General features: G+C 48.0%; 14 protein-coding genes and 1 tRNA gene. 7 read left to right on the top strand and 8 right to left on the bottom strand.

All coding sequences use genetic code 11. The annotated features are described in order from the left end of the window. Positions 1-175: 175 nt before the first annotated feature. The gene (locus OL444_RS11620; protein WP_264733035.1) at positions 176-1663 is read left to right on the top strand and encodes a catalase; all 1488 of its coding nucleotides are present in this window, start codon (positions 176-178) and stop codon (positions 1661-1663) included. Between the two features lie 72 nt (positions 1664-1735). Here OL444_RS11620 and OL444_RS11615 read toward each other — a convergent pair whose 3' ends face one another. Then, positions 1736-2971: a BaiN/RdsA family NAD(P)/FAD-dependent oxidoreductase gene (locus OL444_RS11615; RefSeq protein ID WP_264733036.1), complete on the bottom strand. Its 1236-nt coding sequence runs from the start codon at positions 2969-2971 to the stop codon at positions 1736-1738. Positions 2972-3093: 122 nt separating this feature from the next. Here OL444_RS11615 and OL444_RS11610 point away from each other — a divergent pair, with 122 nt between their 5' ends. Continuing rightward, the gene (locus OL444_RS11610) at positions 3094-5550 is read left to right on the top strand and encodes an MG2 domain-containing protein (RefSeq protein WP_264733037.1); all 2457 of its coding nucleotides are present in this window, start codon (positions 3094-3096) and stop codon (positions 5548-5550) included. A 181-nt stretch (positions 5551-5731) separates the two neighbouring features. Here OL444_RS11610 and OL444_RS11605 read toward each other — a convergent pair whose 3' ends face one another. Genes OL444_RS11605 through aspA form a run of 3 tightly spaced genes read right to left on the bottom strand, consistent with a single transcriptional unit; the run spans position 5732 to position 9646 of the window. Next, positions 5732-7069: an anaerobic C4-dicarboxylate transporter family protein gene (locus tag OL444_RS11605; RefSeq protein WP_264733038.1), complete on the bottom strand. Its 1338-nt coding sequence runs from the start codon at positions 7067-7069 to the stop codon at positions 5732-5734. A gap of 31 nt (positions 7070-7100) precedes the next feature. Then, entirely contained in the window at positions 7101-8216 is a 1116-nt protein-coding gene (locus tag OL444_RS11600) for a type II asparaginase (protein ID WP_264735309.1), read from the bottom strand. Between the two features lie 26 nt (positions 8217-8242). Further along, entirely contained in the window at positions 8243-9646 is a 1404-nt protein-coding gene (gene aspA / locus OL444_RS11595; protein WP_264733039.1) for an aspartate ammonia-lyase, read from the bottom strand. Between the two features lie 135 nt (positions 9647-9781). On the opposite strand from aspA, the gene OL444_RS11590 reads away from it, so the two are divergent. Next, on the top strand, positions 9782-10885 hold the full coding sequence (locus tag OL444_RS11590; RefSeq protein ID WP_264733040.1) for a lipase family protein: 1104 nt from the start codon (positions 9782-9784) through the stop codon (positions 10883-10885). Here OL444_RS11590 and OL444_RS11585 read toward each other — a convergent pair. Together OL444_RS11585 and OL444_RS11580 are read right to left on the bottom strand one after the other, a co-directional pair. After that, positions 10882-11439 carry a DUF8685 domain-containing protein gene (locus tag OL444_RS11585; RefSeq protein WP_264733041.1) on the bottom strand — a complete coding sequence of 186 codons (558 nt, stop codon included), beginning with the start codon at positions 11437-11439 and terminating at the stop codon, positions 10882-10884. The genes OL444_RS11590 and OL444_RS11585 overlap by 4 nt on opposite strands. Positions 11440-11549: 110 nt before the next feature. Further along, positions 11550-12755, bottom strand: a complete 1206-nt coding sequence (locus OL444_RS11580) for a hypothetical protein (RefSeq protein WP_264733042.1) — start codon at positions 12753-12755, stop codon at positions 11550-11552. A gap of 544 nt (positions 12756-13299) precedes the next feature. On the opposite strand from OL444_RS11580, the gene OL444_RS11575 reads away from it, so the two are divergent. Next, a tRNA-His gene (locus tag OL444_RS11575) sits at positions 13300-13373 on the top strand. Between the two features lie 774 nt (positions 13374-14147). Here the strand turns inward: OL444_RS11575 and OL444_RS11570 are convergent. After that, the gene (locus OL444_RS11570) at positions 14148-14282 is read right to left on the bottom strand and encodes a hypothetical protein (RefSeq protein ID WP_264733044.1); all 135 of its coding nucleotides are present in this window, start codon (positions 14280-14282) and stop codon (positions 14148-14150) included. 263 nt (positions 14283-14545) lie between these two features. Here OL444_RS11570 and OL444_RS11565 point away from each other — a divergent pair, with 263 nt between their 5' ends. Next, the gene (locus OL444_RS11565) at positions 14546-15139 is read left to right on the top strand and encodes a DUF445 domain-containing protein (RefSeq protein ID WP_264733045.1); all 594 of its coding nucleotides are present in this window, start codon (positions 14546-14548) and stop codon (positions 15137-15139) included. Positions 15140-15339: 200 nt separating this feature from the next. Next, on the top strand, positions 15340-17907 hold the full coding sequence (locus tag OL444_RS11560) for a TonB-dependent receptor (RefSeq protein ID WP_264733046.1): 2568 nt from the start codon (positions 15340-15342) through the stop codon (positions 17905-17907). A gap of 226 nt (positions 17908-18133) precedes the next feature. Here the strand turns inward: OL444_RS11560 and OL444_RS11555 are convergent, their stop codons facing one another. Beyond that, entirely contained in the window at positions 18134-18787 is a 654-nt protein-coding gene (locus OL444_RS11555; protein WP_264733047.1) for a protein-L-isoaspartate(D-aspartate) O-methyltransferase, read from the bottom strand. A gap of 124 nt (positions 18788-18911) precedes the next feature. On the opposite strand from OL444_RS11555, the gene OL444_RS11550 reads away from it, so the two are divergent. Then, positions 18912-20636 carry a phospho-sugar mutase gene (locus OL444_RS11550; RefSeq protein WP_264733048.1) on the top strand — a complete coding sequence of 575 codons (1725 nt, stop codon included), beginning with the start codon at positions 18912-18914 and terminating at the stop codon, positions 20634-20636. The last annotated feature ends 22 nt before the right edge of the window (positions 20637-20658 follow it).

Raw genomic sequence — 20658 nt, 5'->3', positions numbered from 1 at the left:
ATAGAATACGTCTATATCTAAATAAAAAGAATAATTTTCCTCTATAGATCAACTCCCCTACTTTTGTTATATTCGGTAGCACAAAAAAGCCCCTGGTCAAATGGCGGCAATAAGGACTTCCGAATAAGTACAACACCTGACTATTCTTATTTCATTACGACAAAAATTTAACCTTATGGCTGAAGAAAAGAAGAAGCTCACCACCGCCTCCGGCATCCCCTACGTTGAACATGAAAACTCCATGACAGCTGGTCCACGTGGCCCCATCCTGTTACAGGACTTTATCCTGCACGAAAAAATGGCCCACTTCAACCGGGAAAGGATTCCTGAAAGAGTGGTGCATGCAAAAGGTACAGGTGCCTACGGTACTTTTACGGTTACCCACGACATCACAGCCTACACCAAAGCAAAGATCTTTAACAAAATAGGCAAGCAAACACGCATGATGGCACGCTTCTCCACCGTAGGCGGCGAAAAAGGGTCTGCAGATGCAGAACGTGACCCACGTGGCTTTGCCCTGAAATTCTATACAGAAGATGGTAACTGGGACCTGGTAGGTAACAACACACCAGTATTCTTCATCAAGGATCCGAAAAAATTCAGTGATTTCATTCACACCCAGAAACGTGATCCGCGCACCAACTGTAAAAGTCCGACCATGATGTGGGATTTCTGGAGCCTCAATCCGGAAAGCCTCCACCAGGTGATGACGTTGATGAGTAACCGTGGTACGCCCCGCAGCTACCGCCACATGCACGGATTCGGCAGCCATACCTTCTCTTTCCTCAATGCCGCCAATGAACGCTTCTATGTGAAATTCCATTTCATCACCCAGCAAGGCATCGAAAACTTCACCGATGCGGAAGCCGTGGAAATGAAAGGAAAAGATCCGGACCACGCACAGCGCGACCTCGTGGAAGCCATTGACCGCAAAGACTTCCCCCGCTGGACGTTGAAAATACAGGTCATGCCCGAAGCCGAAGCTAAAACCTATCGCTGGAATCCCTTCGACCTCACCAAAGTATGGCCGCATGCCGATTATCCGCTGATCGAAGTAGGTGTGATGGAACTGAATGAAATTCCGCGTAACTATTTTGCAGATGTGGAACAAGCCGCCTTTGCACCGGCACATGTGGTAGATGGTATCGGTTATTCACCGGATAAAATGTTGCAGGGCCGTTTGCTCTCCTATCCGGATGCACACCGCTACCGCCTGGGTGTCAACTACGAACAGCTGCCGGTCAACCGTTGTCCGTTTGCAGTCAACAACTACGAGCGGGATGGCGCCATGCGCCTGGACGGCAACCAGGGCAGCGCACCCAACTACTTCCCCAACAGCTTCGATAACATTGTACCCGATCCGGCCTACAAGGCGCCCGGCCAGGAACTGGACGGTCTTTTCGCCGACTGGTACGATCGCAATGCACCAGGAGAAGATGATCACTATACACAACCCGGCAACCTTTTCCGCCTGCTGACACCAGAAGAAAAACGGGATGCCATCCACAATATCGTGGGCGCGATGTCTGGTATCAGTGGTCCTAAAAAAGACGAGATTATCAACCGGCAGCTATGCCATTTCTTCCGGGCAGATATCCAGCTGGGCATGAGTATTGCCAGTGGGCTTGGGGTGAAGGTAGATATGCCAGCACACGCGAAATAAAAATAACGACGCATCATAACAGATCCGGTTACGCCCCGCTGCTAAAGCGGGGTAACCGGATCACTTTTTATACTATACTTTGGCGGCAATACTTTGCGCCGCTACAAAGCCACTCGTCCAGGCATGCTGGAAATTGAAACCACCGGTAATACCATCTACATCCATCACTTCACCGGCGAAATACAGGTCCGGTACCAGCCGGCTCTCCATCGTTTCCGGAGCAATTTCACTCAGCGCCACACCGCCACAGGTAACAAATTCTTCTTTGAAAGTAGTCTTGCCCTTTACCGGAAACTCCATGCTCACCAACAGTTTCAGCAGGCGGTTCTGGTCTTTGGCCGGCAGGTCTGCCCAGCGCATTTCTTCCGGTACACCCGCCTGCTGCAGGAGAAACTGCCACAGTCGCTGTACCAGGTTAAACGGATTTTTATTATGTAATTTCTGCTTGCCCAGATCGAAGCGTAGTTGCTGCCACTCGTCGCGCAGGGTATTTTCATTATAGCCAGGCAGCCAGTTCACAATCGCCGTAAAGGTATATTGCAGCTGCTGCAGCTCCCGGGCGCCCCAGGCCGACAGGCGCAATACTGCCGGACCGCTCATCCCCCAATGGGTAATCAGCAGCGGGCCTTGCTCCTGTAATTTGGTACCGGCTATTTTCACATGTGCTTCGGTAGCCACGCCCATCAGCGAGGTAATAGGATTCCCCGGCATGTTAAAGGTAAACAGCGACGGCGCAGGCGGTATAATCTGGTGGCCCGATTGGGCTAACCACGCAAATTTATCCGGTTGTGCAAATCCACCGGCGGCAATACACAGGTAATCTGCCTGTAAGGTCTTACCGTCCTGCAATTCCAGCTGCCAACGGCCGTTGCCAGATTTTTTAAAGGTCTTTACTTCTTTACCTGTTTCTACGGCCACCCGGTATTTATCGGCTTCCCGCAACAGGCAATCGATGATGGTCTGTGAGTTGTCTGTTACCGGAAACATCCGCCCATCGGGTTCTGCTTTCAGTTTCACCCCTCTCTCTGCAAACCATTCAATCGTATCCGGCACAAAAAACCGGGAAAAGCTTTTCTTCACAAAATGTTGTCCCCGGGGATAACGCTTAGACATATACGCAATATCCGGTGCGTGGTGGGTCACATTACAACGCCCGCCACCACTCACTTTTACCTTCGACAACAGCTTGGTAGTTTTTTCCAGCAGGATCACCTCCAGCTCCGGACACAAACGCGCTGCATTGACAGCACAGAAGAATCCGGCAGCACCACCGCCGGCCACCACTAATCGTTTATTGACTGCACTCATTAAAATCTTGTTAAAACCATTGCTTGAACACGCAATAATAACAAACCTGCCGTAATCTTATCGTTTTAATCTTTTGAAGTTTATAAATTTGACAATTATTATATTGGCTCAAATCATATTTCATGCACCCGCACCTGAAGAAAAAGAGACATCACCTGAAATGGATGATTCCTGCTGCGCTGCTGACCGGAGCAATGAGTACGCTGGCTGTTTTGCAACCACCCGGCCATTGGTCTGACCGCATTGTAAAAGCAATACAACAATTCAATAACCGGTTTCCCGTAGAAAAAGTTTACCTCCACCTGGATAAAGACTACTACGCAGCCGGGGAAACCATCTGGTTCAAGGGATACATTACCCTCCAGGGCGGACCAGCCATCCAGGCCACCAATCTATATGTGGAATTACTGGATAAGAATAACAACGTGGTACAGAAGAAGATCCTGGCCATCAGCAATGCCGGCGCTCCTGGTAACATAGAGCTGCCGGAAACGCAGAAACCAGGCGTATACCAGCTCCGTGCCTACACCGCCTGGATGCTCAACTTCGACCCCGCCTTCAGTTACTCCCGCTCCATCGAAATCTTTGACCCGGCTAAAAAGGCAGCCCCGGTAGCCGATACCACGGCCCCCGACTTCGCCATACAGTTTTTCCCGGAAGGAGGTAACCTTATTGCCGGACAAGCCAACCAGGTGGCCTTCAAAGCCATCGACAACAATGGCTACCCCATTGAAGTCACCGGTGTGGTGAAAAACGGAAAAGGCGCCAATAGCGGCACCATCAAAAGTATACACGATGGGATGGGCGTATTTGAAATTACCCCTGCCAACGCCCAGGACAGCTACCAGGCTGTGGTAAAAAGCAGTAAAGGCCAGACCAAAACAGTGGCCCTGCCTGCCGCCCAGCTCACCGGCGCGTCCCTGAAAATATTCAATAAAGGCAGCCGCATCTTTTATCAGGCCGTACCGGCCAACGCCAGCGACACTGCCCTGAATGAACTGGTGGTAGTAGCCCAGATGGGACAGCAACTGGTATACAAAGCCCTGCTGGACATCAGCGAAGGCCGTATCAGTGGCTTCATTCCGGCAGACAAGCTCCCTTCCGGCATTCTGCAGGTAACCCTGTTTGCCAAAAACGGACTGCCGCTGTCTGAACGACTCACCTTTGTACACCGCAACGACCTGATGCAGATTGACGTATTGGAGTCGGATACCCATAAGGAACCCCGCAAAAAGAATACGTTTGTACTGCGGCTGCCGGATACCCTGCAAACCAGTATATCCGTTGCCGTTACCGATGCGGATGCGGTGCCGGTGGATAAAAATGTCAACAGCATCGTATCTACCTTCCTGCTCACCTCCGATATCAAAGGATATGTATACAACCCGGCCTGGTATTTCCGGAACGATTCTGCAGCTACCCTGCAGGCATTGGACCTGGTGATGATGACCAACGGCTGGCGGCGTTTCAGCTGGGAGAAAATCGTCAACGACGAATTTCCTACTGTCAAATTCCCGTACGAACAGGGCCTGCTGATGAAAGGTACTGCCACCATGCCCAACGGCCGGCTGATGCAGGGCGGTAAGCTGGATATGATCATCAAACTGCCCGCCGACAGCTCTTCCATGTTTGCCTCTGCCCCTATCAATGAAAAAGGAGAGTTCAGCCTGGCGAACATGGTATTCCCCGACACCGCCTATATCTATTACCAGGGCAATGACCTCGTGAGAAAAGGTATCGATGTCAATGTGCGGATAGATAACCACTTCTTTGAAAGGCCGACGCAGGTTAAATTGCCTTATCCGCTGCGCATACCGCCGGCGGTAGACAACAACGCCCTGAAACTGTTCCTGGCGAATGCAGCAGAAGGCAACAAGGTAAACCGCGCCGTAAACAATAAAACCGTTTACCTGAAAGAGGTGAATGTAAACGCGAAAAAAGCAGCGCCGGAAGAAACGACCGAAAAACGATACACCTCCGGTATGTTTGCCGGTGGCGATGGGTATACTTTCGACCTCACCAAAGAAGTACCTACTGCCTTTAACATCTTCCAGTACCTGCAATCCAAAGTAGCCGGACTGCAGATTACCGGCGATATGAACAATCCATCGCTCTCCTGGCGGGGTGGCAAACCCGGTTTGTATCTCAACGAGATGCAGTCTGATGTGAGCATGCTCAGCAACCTCTCCATCCAGGATATCGCGCTGATTAAAGTATTCCGTCCGCCGTTTCTGGGTGGCTTCGGCGGCGCCAATGGCGCCATTGCCGTATACACCAAAAAAGGCGGCGACAATGCACAGACGCCGGATCCCAGCATCCGGGGCTTCAAACTGTATAAGAAAGCCGGTTATAGCGTTGTTAAACAGTTCTATTCACCGGACTACTCCGTTAAGAAAGAAGTGCATGCATTACCTGATAAACGCCTGACGCTTTACTGGAGTCCGAATGTAGCCGTGGATACCCTCACCCATACCGCCACAGTAGAATTCTACAACAATGACTTCACGAAACGTTTTCGTTTAGTCGTGGAAGGTATAGGAGATGATGGTAGTGTAGGCAGATTTGAACAGGAATATTAGTCTTACTACATAAACGAAGAAAGCCCGGGCGTCGATGACACCCGGGCTTTTTTATAACAGCAATACTTGTTTTTTTTGTGCAGATAATACCGCTTACATTTTTTTTCGGGAGATGTATACGCAGGTGATACCAGTGATATACTTTCAACCGGCTGCCCCGATCTGTTGAACAACATCGTTGCTACAACACACCGGCCAGGAAAAAGCCCGCCGCTACGGCTACGCCTATACTAACCAGACCAGGCACCATAAAGCTGTGATTCACGAGATACTTCCCGATATAGGTACTGCCCGTACGGTCAAAGTTGATCGCCGCCAGTAAGGTAGGATAACCCGGTAATACGAAGTCACCGTTTACCGCCGGAAACATGGCCACCATATGTGCAGGCAGAATACCCAGCGTCACACCCAACGGCATCAATGCCTTGGTAGTAGCCGCCTGGCTAAAGAGCAACGCACTCAGGATAAACAAGGCGATAGAAAACGTCCAGGGCGCCATACGCACCATCTCTCCCAACGCATGTTCAATAACACCGGTATTCGTTTGCATAAAAGTGGCGCTCATCCACACCACGCCAAAGATAGATACCACCGCCTGTGCACCGGCATTAAACAAACTGGCACTGGCTACCTGCGCTGGCGTGGTTTTACACAACAACATAATAATCGCTGCTGCAGCCAGCATCACCAGCTCTATCACCGAAGCCATTTTAATATGTCCTTTGGCATCCACCGATAAATTGCTGCTGCCTTCTCCAAAAGCCGGCAGCAACTGCGGGAAAGAGCCAATCAATACAATCAGGATGACCGCTACAGTAAAAATCACCACCGATGTTTTGGCCCCACGGGGCAGCGGCGCACGGGCCGCACGGGTATCGGTATCAATACTGGCGGCAAATGCCGGATCTTTCATCTTCTCCAGAAATACCGGATCTTCATTCAGCTCCTTGCCTTTTTTCCAGCATACGGCCACACCGGCCAGGATACCAATCAGGGTGGCAGGAATACATATTTTTAAGAGTCCGGGTAAAGTAATAGTACCATGAAGAATACTGATCAACGCTGCCGTAGCAGCAGAAATCGGACTGGCGGTAATGCCCAGGTGAGAAGCAATCACCGAAACACTGAGGGCCCGTTCCGGGCGGATACGTTTTTTGGTGGCTACTTCTGCGATAATGGGTAACAGGGAATACGTAATGTGGGCGGTGCCGGCAAATACGGTAAATACATAGGTCACGAGCGGACCCAGTAATACAATCAGGGAGGGTTTGCTGCGCAGTACTTTTTCTGCTAACCGTACCAGGTACTCCATGCCACCGGCAGCCTGCAACGTAGCAGCGGTGGTGACCACCGCCAGAATAATCAGCATCACATCTATCGGCGGATCCGCCGGGCGCATACGAAACAGCAAAATGTATACGGTCAATACCACCATGCCCATCACCCCCAGCCCGATACCTTTCATGCGGGCCCCGATTACGATGGCCGCCAATAGCATTAGAAACTGTATCCAGATCATATGAAAAGATGTCTATTCCGGAAGATAACGACTAATATCGGAAAAACATATCCTGTATGATGGCAGTGTTGTTTGTTTTTAATAAAGCGAGTTGCAGTAATACCCGTGCTTTGGATGGGTCCAGGTCGTCGGATACCACGGTGCCCAGCTGCCGGTCGTCAGTTTCGCCCTGCAGGGTAACGCGGCCACTGGCAGTGCGGGAGGCTCTTACCACCGGAATACCCTTACTGGTAGCTTCTCTCACCTTCACGGCCACAGTCGGATACAGGTTGCCATTGCCTACGCCGGCAATCACAATACCTTTGGTGCCTGCACTCAGGAGGCAGTCTACCAGGGAAGCATCCATATTGGCATAGCCATAGAGAATATCTACCTTAGGTAAAGCCGTAACCTGGGAAATATCGAATTCCGTATCAATGGTATGTTTCCGGAGAATACTATGGTACCACGATACTTTGCCATCGTATACAACGCCCAGCGGCCCTGCGTTGGGGCTTTGAAAAGTAGCTGTGCTGGTGGTATTGGTTTTGGTGGCTTCCCGGGCAGAAAAAATCTGCTCGTTCATGGCAATCAATACCCCCCGGTTAGCCGAACTTCTGGTGGCAGCTACGGCAATGGCGTCATAGAGATTTTTAGGTCCGTCAGCAGAAATAGCGGTAGCCGAACGCATGGCCCCTACCACCACCACCGGCTTGATACTCTTCACCGTGAGCTGTAGGAAATAAGCGGTTTCACTTTCGGTATCGGTACCGTGTGTAATCACAATACCATCCACCTCTTCGCGGGCGCATAGCTGATTTACCCGTTTGGCCAGTTTCAGCCAGATGCTGTCTGCCATCGCCTGACTCCCTACCGAAGCAATCTGTTCGCCGCTGAGGTTAGCCAGCTTTTTAGCTTCGGGTACGGCATTCAGCAGCTGATTAACGGGCACCTTACCGGAAGTATAGCCGGCGCTGACACTCGAAGTGCCTGCGCCGGCAATAGTACCACCGGTTGCTAGTACAACAATATTTGGCAAGTTATTGTCCCGTGTCTGAGCGATATTACCCTTTTTCCTTTTGTGCTGTGCAACTGTTTCCAAAGAACACAGCTGTAAAACAGCGGTACTGATACAGCATAACAGTAAGCTATATACGAAAACACGCATCTGGGGCATATACCGGTGAATTATCATTACTGAATAAACTGAGGTCTGATTAAGTTATCAAATGTAAAAATTTCATCCCATTTTTCCTGGGTAATCAGTTGTTGTTCCTTTACCACGATGTCGTGTACCGACTTGCCGGTTTCCAGGGCTTCGCGGGCAATGGCAGAACATTTTTCATAACCGATCACCGGGTTGAGCTGCGTCACAATACCAATACTGTTCATCACCATATCGCGGGTACGTTCGGCATTGGCGGTAATGCCCAATACACATTTCTCCCGCAGGGTACGACAGGCATTGGTCATATAGGTAATGGCGGTAAACAGCGCAAAAGAGATCACCGGCTCCATCACATTCAGCTGTAGCTGTCCGGCTTCTGCAGCCATGGTAACGGTGAGGTCTGCGCCAATCACGTAGAACGCAGTTTGGTTCACCACTTCCGGAATCACGGGATTCACTTTACCTGGCATGATAGAAGATCCTGGCTGCATAGGCGGCAGGTTAATTTCGTTCAGCCCTGTCCGTGGTCCGGAGGATAACAGGCGCAGGTCATTACAGATCTTGGATACCTTTACCGCAGTACGTTTCAGCACACCAGACAATTGCACATACGCACCGGTATCGTAGGTAGCTTCTATCAGATCGCCTGCCAGCACCAGTTCCAGGCCCGTTACTTCTCTTAAATATTGCGTCACCAGGTCTGCATATCCTTTAGGCGCATTTACGCTGGTACCGATGGCGGTAGCGCCCATATTGATTTCAGAGATGAGGCGTTTGCTGTCTTCGATGCGGGAGAGTTCTTCATTCAGGTTGGTGGCAAATGCCTTAAACTCGTCGCCCAGGCTCATCGGCACGGCATCCTGCAACTGGGTACGGCCCATCTTCAGGACATTCCGGAACTCTATTCCTTTTTCTCCGAAGGCATTGGCCAGGTCGCCCAATGTGTTGCTGTAACCAGTCAGTTTATTGATCAGCGCAATGCGGAAAGCCGTTGGATACGCATCGTTGGTAGACTGGGAGCAGTTCACATGGTTATTGGGATGACAGAAATCATACTGTCCTTTTTCCTTGCCCATCATTTCCAGGGCCACATTGGCAATCACTTCATTGGCGTTCATGTTTACCGAAGTACCGGCGCCGCCCTGAATCAGGTCGCTGAGAAACTGGTTATTGAATTCACCGGCGATCACCCGATCACAGGCTTTGATAATGTAAGCAGCAATATCTTTGTCGAGCACGCCTAAGTCACGGTTAGCCATCGCAGCAGCTTTCTTCACATATCCCAGGCTTTGCACAAAAATCGGTTCTACCATCAGGGGAATCCCTGTAATATGAAAGTTTTCCAGGGCACGCAGTGTCTGAATGCCATAGTATACATCATGTGGTATTTCTTTCTCACCCAGGAAGTCATGCTCAATTCTCTTTGACATATCTTTTAATTTAGGCTTGAAAGTTAAACGCTTTTACAACAATATATGCGGTAGGAATGTTGCAGTTTCTCTTAAAAAATTCATCATTCATTATCATTTCATTCGTAATTTGTTATCTGTAATTCGTTATTATCTATGGGTAGCCGTATTTCACTGATTTGTTTTCTATTTTTAGTATCTCTTGCAAAAAATTCTTTTGCACAACATTTAACGCCGCATTTTGATCCGGTTGAATATGGAGAATTGCTGAAACTGGCCGACCGGTTTGGAGATACCCCGTGGACGAAGGTCAAGTCGGAGCCGCCGCGCGATGCCAGGCTGGTTTATCGTTCACCGGAGGTAGGTCTCGTGAATCGCTGGGACTTGTGGTTACGTAACAAAGAGGTAGCCATTATTGTGATACGGGGTACCAATGGTACCGCTACATCCTGGATGGAGAATTTCTATGCCGGCATGATACCGGCGCAGGGTATGCTGCAACTGAACGACAGCACCCGGTTTAATTACAAGCTATCGGCAGACGACCGGGCCTATGTACATGCGGGCTGGATGGTAGGACTGGCGGCTCTCGCCCCGGATATCCTGCGTCAGGTGCATGATTGCTACCGGCAAGGCATACACGAATTTATTATTTTCGGCCATAGCCAGGGTGGTGCGATTGCTTTTTTACTACGCTCCTATCTGCAATACCTCGATCAGCTGCCCAAAGACATTGTGTGGAAAACCTATTGCAGTGCGGCGCCTAAACCGGGCAATCTGTACTACGCCTACGATTTCGATTACATTACCCGGGATGGATGGGGCCTGCGTGTGATTAATCCACGGGACTGGGTGCCGGAAACACCTTTCTCTATACAAACCACCCGCGATTTTAATACTGTGAATCCATTTACCGATATATCCGGTGCACTGAAAAAACAGCAATGGTTCCTGCGGCAGGCGCTCCGCTACACCTATGGCAGATTAGACCGGCCGGCCAAAAGAGCGAGCCGGCGTATGCAGCGGATACTGGGAAAGATGGTGTACACACGGGTACGCAAAGTACTACCGGAGTACCAGCGGCCTGATTTTGTGAACAGTCACAATTACACACCAGCCGGTACGCCGGTTATTTTATATCCTGTTAAAGGCTACGATGAAAAATTTCCGTTTGATGGAAAAAATATCTTCATCCACCATATGCTGGAACCTTACCGCTGGTCGATGGAACAAATCTATCCGGCAGCAAAAGATCATTAATCGTTGCCGGTTTTCTCACCGGTAAACCAATGTTCCTTATCGCGGAATAATACATTAAAGGTGGTTAAAGAACCATAGATGCGGGTAATATATTGTTGCATGTTTATCTTCTCTTCATCGGTCAGTACTTTATGACTGTTGATGTTTTGTTCCAGTACGCGGAGGCGGTCGCGCAGCATCACTATTTTATGGAAGAAGGTTTCTATAGGCACTTCTTTGGCTTTCAGACCGGCATCGGAGGGCTGCAGTAACAGGGTACCGCCTTTCCAGCGATCGCCAAGGGGAACTACTTCTGTAATGCCGCCCCACAGGCGCAGAATTTTCAGCAAAGAGGTTTCCACATCAGAAGCGGTTTCTACTTCGGGGGTTACATTTTCTGCCACCAGTACTTCAAACAAAGGATCTGTTTTATCGATCATCTTGATGCCGTGATCCATAAAAGTAACGCGGTACTGTGCGTATTTCACCGCTATAATTACGCCCTGGCCATAGTGTGCATGTTGTACCCTGGAACCGGTACCGAGTGTTAATTCTTCCATTGCTTTTTTGTTCAAACTTAAGCAATTACCAAAGAATTATAACGCATGAAGGAGAAGATATACGGATCATTTCCGCATACCTTCTCCTTCATCCGAAATACTTAATATGTAATGTTGGTGGTGTGTTATTCCTTTACTTTATTCAGGAAGAACGATAGTTTAAACAACAGTTCATCCTGCAGGCCGGCGCGCAGTTTGGCTTCTTCATCTGTGATGCCTAACCGGCGTAAACGCTGGTAATAAACATAGGAGCCGCCAATCAGTTCCAGACATTCCTGTATTTTACGTTTCACCTCTTCTTCTTTGGTACGTTTTTCAAATTCTTTTTTAGAAAGAATTTTATCCACGAAGTAGAAGTTGTCTTTATCTTCTACCCACTTATTCCCTTCTCGGTGTTGTGGTTTATATACTTCCAGGTAACAGTTGTCGAGTTTCAATACGTTGCCGAATTCAGCGCGTATATCTATGACCGTAGGTTTTTCTGCGGTGGGATTACTCAGACGTTTTTTAATATGGTTGCTGATTTCCACCCCCAGTTCATCGCTGCTCATCAGAATCTGGTTCAGTTCTGAGAACTCCAGGCTGATGGTAATACGGGTATAGCTTCTGCCATTTTTTACTTTACCAAAGAGGCTGGGGGTTGTTTGTTCATCAAAGATGATATCTTCTACCTGCACTTTGGTAATGGTTTTATAATTAGGCTTGTAGCCTTCTTCTGTGGGAGAAGGACGCTTGTTCACCAGCCGGGTAGTTTCCTGGCGGCGGAGGTGCTGAATGAAATCATCCACAAAACGTAATTCCTGTTTTTTGAGCAGGGCATACAGTTCATGCGTGGTATGATTATGTATTTTGCTGAGCAGCATCAGGTCATTCCAACTGTTGTAATGCTGCATTTTTTTCAGTTCCTCCAGAATATCTCCCGCTGTCATATTCCGGCGATAGTATAATTCCCCGACCAGGAACAAGGCATATTCCTGCGAGGGGTAGCCCAGTTCCGGCAGTACGTCATAAGGGCTGCGTTTCTGTTCGCGGGCGCCTTCTAAAAGATCAATATCTGACATAACAGGTGCCAGCAGATATTTACGTGCGGCTGACCGTAGTTTTTTACTTACATAATCCAGCAGCTGATCGCTTACATGTCCGTGATGTACAAAGTCGTGCAGGATTTGTACAAATCGCCGGGAGGTCGGTAATCCAAACTGCGAAAGAATGTCATTTTCCATGTCCAGCACGTCCTCAAAACCAGGCTCCTCTTTTCCAGGTTTCACCCGTTGGTCCATTTGCTGGTAACGCTGATAGTATTCCTGTAACTTCAGTTTTAGCTGATCCATAATGTATATACAATTAAATATTAAGTACTTATAATAAAAAACACTCCTACTAGGGAATTGTCATTTTTTCTGATACCGGGCAAACATTTTCATCGCTGGGATGCCAAAACACCTGAAAACAAGATTTCGTCCATGCGATAGCACAGCATTTAGTTGATAATCAACTACTTATAAAAATGGGAATGAAATGGGAAAGTGCGCAAAGATACGGGATTTCGGGAATCACACCAAACGCATCCACCAAAGGAAAATATATACTGGGCAACAGTTTTACGGGAGATGCCGGCCTGTTGTTTTAAAAGAAAACAGATCGGTTATAAGATGATCCATGTCAATCGTTTTTATAAAGCAGCAAAAAACAATATCTCCGGAAATGTTTTTTGTGGGAAAAATGAAATGGGAAAAACAAGATGCAAACATCTTTTTAAGACCCATATATAACCCGCTGAAAAAAATTTTTAAAAAGTATTTGGAATTTAAAAATACTTTGCGTTATCTTTGCACTCCCAACAACGGAATAACACACACAAACGAAGATAAAACGGTGGTCGTAGCTCAGTTGGTTAGAGCATCAGATTGTGGTTCTGAGGGTCGGGGGTTCGAAACCCCTCGATCACCCTAAAAGCCCGGAAGTTAAAGACTTTCGGGCTTTTTCTTTTTAAATCATCTCTCTCTTTTTTTTGCTGCTTCAAATTTTCCACGGAACAAAAACAGGAACAAAAAACGGAACAAAAAAATGCTGACCGTTAAAATGCACTTCCAACAAAATCAATCGTTCTTTTCCGGCCACACCATTTTTTTCTTTAGTTAAATTTGCCGATGTTTTTAAGCCTTTTTTCCGCCATTAAAAATACTCCCTGAAAAATTTATGGCGCTTTACATGCCCTTATCAAGGTCCATACATCGGCAAAGACCTCCAAATCCCCCCTGAAAGTAGTTTACTATCCGCTCAGCACGCCGGGTTTATCAGGAATAACAGCTGGTATCCCACCATCTGCTATCTGGCTGGTTTATAAAGCTGGCTTTCAAACCAACCTACAGGATATTGAAAAAGGGAATACATAGTCCATATAAAGGGATAAGTAGCGCATGATTGATACTATATTACCAGAAATGCTTACTACTACCTTAGTAAAACGAATGATCCACCTTAACACAATGAATGCCTTTGGATTTTTCGGGTAAAATAATATCAATAGCCGGGAATCAGGAGGAAAAGTTAGTGCGTTGAGATGGCATACGAAAATAAGCATTTTCTACCGCAAAGCAGCAAACAAGAATGGTTTCACAAAAGATATCCATCTGGCGCCGCCTGGCAGGAAACGCTCACCATATTTGTTCTGTAAAACTTCTTACAATCAGGGAGGTAAAACATGGCTGCTTATAAAAGAGCTATTTCGCTTCGCTCATTAATTGAAGATCGTACAACCATTGCAGGGTGCGCGCTTCAATGAATTTTTCCAGCATCTTATTTTCATGTAATAGGCAAGGGCCAAACAATTGGGGTACGTTATAAAGCTTCATCATGCTATACTTTAAAGTAAACTTTGGAACGGTAAGCATAAAATACACCTCAGTACAAACCTACCCATCCCCCTGACGATCTTCCTCAGCCACCTGCCCATTTTTGAGGGGCCGTGTAAAATAACCGGCAACAGATAACCTTGTAAGAGGCAATACCAGGTATTTCTTTTACAATAGCCCACCGGGTTTATTATGAATATTAATCCACACCTGTTAAATTTGTGGGCGCGTAGTATACCATCGCACTATAAATCTGTATCAACTGCATGAGCTATATCATTCCCATTATTGCCGCTATCATCGGCTGGCTGATCAACAGCCTGGCGATTAAATTACTGTTTCATCCCCGGCGGCCGGTTAACCTGGGCCTTTTCACCCTGCAGGGATTATTTCCCAAAAGACAACAGGCACTGGCAGCCCGCATCGGGGCACTGGTAGGCCAGCAACTATTTTCCTTCCAGGAAGTGAAAACCAAACTGACTGACCCCGATAAAATAAAGAATATCATCCCTGTCGTAGAAACCCACCTGGACAGCTTCCTGCGGGAACGCCTGCCGAAAGCCATGCCAGTGTTGTCCATGTTCATCGGCGACAGCATTGTACAACAGATCAAAACACACCTGGTAGCGGAAATGGATACCCTGTTTCCGGTAATGATCGGTCAATACCTGGATAACGTAGAACAGGACCTCGATCTGGAAAAAATAGTAACACAGAAAATAGCGGGTATCTCTGCTGAAAAAATGGAATCCCTCACGCAGGAACTGCTGTCGGCTACCCTCCAACACTTTAAGTGGCTGGGCGCTGTCACCGGCTTCCTGATTGGCCTGATTACACTGCTGCTGCATCACCTGCTATAAGCTACAACCGGCGCCTAACCGGGATCTGCCGGTGCCGGAAAACATCCTTTGTTAACTACTGTTAAGACCTTTTAGCGCTCGTTTTTTTGTGCTGGGATATATAAAAACTCCACTCATCACAATATTAAACCATTCATCTCTTTACCCTGATATTTTTGTCTCCTGTTCTGAGAATAAAGTCCGGACAAAAAATAAGCAGGATGAAAAAAAGCTACGCAGTGCTGGCTGGCATCTTTCTATGGCAGCTACACACTTATGCACAGGCGCCCGAAACAGGAAAAACGCGGACACCACAACCCACCCAAGACCGACCAAACCGACCTGTCATGCCCATGCCAGGACGCTTATATGGGAAATTACTGGATGCACAAACCGGGAAACCTGTTCCCTATGCATCCGTTACATTATTGAAACAGCGCGACTCTTCCCTGGTTACCGGCATGCTCACAAAAGCCAACGGTGATTTCAGCCTGGAAGGACTGGCCTTTGGCACGTATATCATGCGTATCAACTTCATGGGCTATAACAGCGTACAGAAGAAAGTCACCATCACAGGTCAAAGCATAGAGCAGGACCTGGGCAACATCAAATTGCAGCAAAATGTAAAACTGTTGCAAGGCGTGGAAGTAACCGGGCAAAAAAGTGCGTTCACCATGGGTATCGATAAAAAGATATTCAATGTAGACAGAAACCTCACCAGTGCAGGTGGTACCGCTACCGATGTACTGAAAAGTGTACCTTCTGTCAACGTAGACCTGGATGGCAATGTGACTGTACGCAACGCCGCGCCTACCATTTTTGTAGATGGTAAACCCTCTACCCTCACCCTGGATCAGATTCCGGCCGATGCTATTGAAAGCGTGGAGCTGGTCACCAATCCCTCTGCGAAATACGATGCAGAAGGGATGTCTGGTATTCTGAACATTGTGTTGAAGAAAAACAGGAAGGCCGGTTTCAACGGCGTTGTACAGGCAGGTATTGGTAACAACAACAAATACAATGGCGGCGGTAATATCAGCATTCGTCAGGGTAAGTTCAATGTATTTGCCAACTATAACATCAATGCCAACCAAAGCTGGGGCGAAGGTACTACCAACCGCAGCAACTTCGGTGGTAAAGGAGCAGATACCAGCTACCTGCTGCAGCAAAGCAACAGCGAAAGCAAGCCCCTGTTCCAGTTTGGCCGCTTTGGTGTAGACTATACCATCGATAACCGCAATACGATCTCCTTATCACAGAACATTGTGGCGGGCGACTTCAAAAATACCGAAGACCTGCTCAGCACTTTTTCCAACAAGGCTCATCGTATCACCAGACTAAGTGACCGTGCCACAACGAATGATTTCAACTTCCGTAACTATACCACCCAGCTGGGTTTCCGGCATACTTTCGCCAAACCGGAGCGGGAATGGACGGCAGATATCAACTACAACACCACCAACAGCGGTCGTGACGGATCTTACGTTACACAGGCGAAAAATGCCGCCGGACAAGCACTCGGGCAATCCCTGCTGCAGCAGAACACTTCCGCCGGCAGCACCACTTTTGTGACTGTGCAAACAGATTACACCACGCCCATCGGTAAAAAAGGGAAGCTCGAAACCGGTGTCAAAACCACGTTACGCCGCTTCAGCAGCTCGTATGATGTGTATGATAAAGACACCCTGAGCAACCATTTTATCTACAACAACCAGCTTTCCAACAACTATAAATACAACGAGGAAATCTATGCCGGTTATGCCAACTTCGCCAATACCATGGGGAACTTCGGGTACCAGGCAGGATTACGTATAGAGCAATATGTGTATGCCGGCGAAATTCCGGGCAAAGCTACCTATAAGCCTACAAAGGCTACCCCGGGCTTCTTTCCCAGCTTGTTTTTATCACAAAAGCTGAAAAAAGACCAGGAACTGCAATTGAACTATTCCCGTCGGGTAAACCGGCCCAACTTCTTTCAGCTGATTCCTTACCGCGACTACAGCGATCCGCAAAACCAACGCGAAGGGAATCCCAACCTGAAACCGGAATATACCAACAGCCTGGAGTTTTCCTATGTAAAAAACTGGAAGACCAGCAATCTCCTCGCCAGCGTTTATTTCCGCAATACCAATAACATGATCTCCACCATCAGTACACCGATTGGTGCAGACACATTGCTCACCCAGTTCATCAATGCCAACAGGAGCAACTCCTATGGCGCCGAACTGACGATGAAAAACCAGGTACTGAAAGGCTGGGATCTCACCACCAATGTGAACCTCTATCAGACAGATATGAAGGTAAACGCAAACGGAGAAACCTTCGACAACAATGGTTTCAGCTGGATGGCCAAAATCATTTCCGAAACCAAACTGCCCGCCGGCTTTACCTTACAGGTGAATGCCACTTACCAGGCGCCTACTATCGCCCTGCCGGCTTCCGGTGGCGGACGTGGTCCGGGCGGCGGTGGATTTATGATGATCCCTACTTCTGCGCAGGGCACCATCAAAGGATTCAGCACGGTGGATATGGCTGTCAGAAAAGATTTCGGGAAGAAAAAAGCCACCTCGCTCACCCTCAGCCTCTCCGATGTATTCAATACCCGGGAGTATGAGCTGAACCAGGCTACCCCGGCTTTCGCCCAGGACTATGTGCGTAAGCGGGAGTCCAGGATTGTAAAACTGAATTTCAGTTACCGCTTTGGTAAATTTGATACCGCCCTTTTCAAAAAGAAAAAAGCATCAGGCGGCAACGACCAGCCCATGGGCGATCCCATGCAAAGCTTTTAAGTGATGATAAAGAAGGTGAATGCAATACCACACAGGCCGGCAGATGGTGCGTACGCACGCTGCCGGCTTTGTTTTTCCGGCCCTATCGCGGCCTTTTACGGCCTTATCGGGCATCACACTGCCACCCGGCTGCCGTCGGATTTTATCAGCAAAAAATGACTATAACGTAAACGTATGAACGCCTGCCGGCAGGGAGACCCGTTGCTGCCTCCGTACAACGATTTGCTTATTTCTTACCGGCCAGCATGGGCACAAAGGAGAAGTTATCAAAAAGTTCCTGTTCATTTTCGGTATCGCTGATTTTGGTAATCCGCAGCATCCGCTGCACATCATTACCACCCACAGGGATGACCATTTTACCACCCGGCTTCAGTTGTTGCAGTAATTTCTCCGGGATATAGGGCGCCGCTGCAGTAACCAGCACCTTGTCGAAGGGCGCATAGGAAGGCAGCCCTTCATAACCATCTCCATAAAAAAAACGGAGATTCGGGTATTTGGATTTAAACCGGAACAGTTTTACCTGTTCAAACAGTTTCTTTTGCCGTTCAATGGTCAGTACATTCGCTTTCAGTTCCGCCAGCACACAGGCCTGATAAGCACTACCCGTACCTATTTCCAGGACTTTATCGTATGGCTTCACTTCAAGCAGCTGGGTCTGATAGGCAACCGTATAGGGTTGGGAAATGGTTTGTCCTTCACCGATAGGAAAAGCCCGGTCATCATATGCTATACTTTCAAACGCTGTATCGAGGAAAAAATGCCGGGGTATATTGTTAATAGCCGCCAGTACGTTTTCATCTGTAATGCCTTTCTGACGGATACTATCAACTAGCTGTCTGCGTAATCCTTTTTGTTTATAAGTATCTTCATACCGCCTCATACCCACAAAATTAACCAATACGGGCGATTTTCAATGAATTTTAAGATTTGGAATTTCCCACATTCGTTTTTTTATTTTTACTTTACAATCCATTTGAGCAGGATGGCTCATTAAAAAGAAGACCATGGATATTAATATTCAAAACAAAGTAGCGCAGTGGCTCAACGGCAATTATGACGCGGAGACAGTTGCCACACTGAAACAAATGCAGGCAGGCAACCCCGATGAACTCAATGATGCCTTTTACCGCAACCTCGAATTCGGTACCGGCGGGCTCAGGGGCATCATGGGAGTAGGTACGAACCGCATGAATAAATATACCGTTGGTATGGCTACCCAGGGCTTTTCCAACTACCTGAAAAAAGCATTTCCCGGCGAAGTAAAAGTAGCCATTGCACACGATAGTCGTAATAACGCCCGCTATTTTGCAGAAACCGTAGCCAATGTGTTTGCAGCCAACGGGATTAAAGTATTTCTCTTTGAAAGCCTGCGTCCTACACCGGAGCTGTCTTTCACCATCCGCCACCTGCAGTGCCACGGAGGTGTGGTATTAACCGCCTCCCACAACCCGAAAGAATACAGCGGCTACAAAGCCTACTGGAACGACGGAGCACAGCTGGTACCACCGCATGACGCCAATGTGATCCGGGAAGTGGAAAACATTACTTCTCCGGATGAAGTGAAATGGAGCGGCGGCGAAGCCAATATTACCCTCATCGGTAAAGAAATAGATCTCGCTTATCAGCAGGAACTCCTCAGCTTATCCATCAACCCGGATATCAACAAACAACAACACGACCTGAAAATCGTATATACCCCGATTCATGGTACCGGTATTACCCAGGTACCCGAGGTATTACTGGCATACGGCTTCACCAATGTAAACATTGTAACGGAGCAGGCTACCCCGGATGGCAATTTCCCAACCGTGGTGTATCCTAACCCCGAAGAAGCAGAAGCCATGAGCCTGGGCCTGAAAAAAGCCAGGGAACTGGATGCGGATATACTGCTGGGAACCGACCCCGACGCTGACCGTGTAGGCATTGCCGTTAAAGACCTGAAAGGCGAATGGATACTGCTGAATGGTAACCAGACCGGTGCGCTCCTGTTCAACTACATCATTGAAGGCCGCAAACGCAAAGGCCTCGCCAAACCGCAGGACTTTGTTGCCAAAACCGTGGTAACATCTGACCTCATTGATGTATTTGCAGCCAAAAACAATGTCAACTGCTATAATGTACTCACCGGTTTCAAGTGGATCGCTGACCTGATCCGCCGGAAAGAGCCACAGGAAAACTTTATCTGCGGTGGTGAAGAATCATACGGTTACATGATCGGCAACAATGTACGGGATAAAGATGCCGTATCTTCTGTAGCTATGATCTGTGAAATGGCCGCCTATGCCCGTAGTCAGGGCAAATCCCTGTTCGAGCAGCTGATCGATATCTATATCCAGTACGGTTATTATAAAGAGCACCTCATTTCCATCACTAAAAAAGGAATGAAAGGCGCCGACGAAATTGCAGAGATGATGCGTGGCTACCGCGAAAATCCGCCCGCAACCATCAATGGCTCGCCGGTAGTAACCCTCTTCGATTACCAGCTGCAACAGGTAAAGGATATCCGCACCGGTGAAATCAAACCACTGGAACTGCCGAAATCCAATGTACTGCAGTTTCTCCTGGAAGATGGCAGCAAAATATCTGCCCGTCCATCCGGTACTGAACCGAAGATTAAATTCTATTTCAGCGTGAATGCACCACTGTCCGACGTTGCCGCATTTGACGACGTAACGGCGATATTGGATCGTAAAATAGAAGGTATCATTCAGGATATGCACCTGAAATAATTACTGTAACAGTTCATATGGA

Source organism: Chitinophaga nivalis (assembly GCF_025989125.1).
GTDB lineage: Bacteria > Bacteroidota > Bacteroidia > Chitinophagales > Chitinophagaceae > Chitinophaga > Chitinophaga nivalis.
The sequence above is the reverse complement of the archived record's forward strand: the minus strand, read 5'-3'. Positions and strand labels throughout refer to the sequence as shown.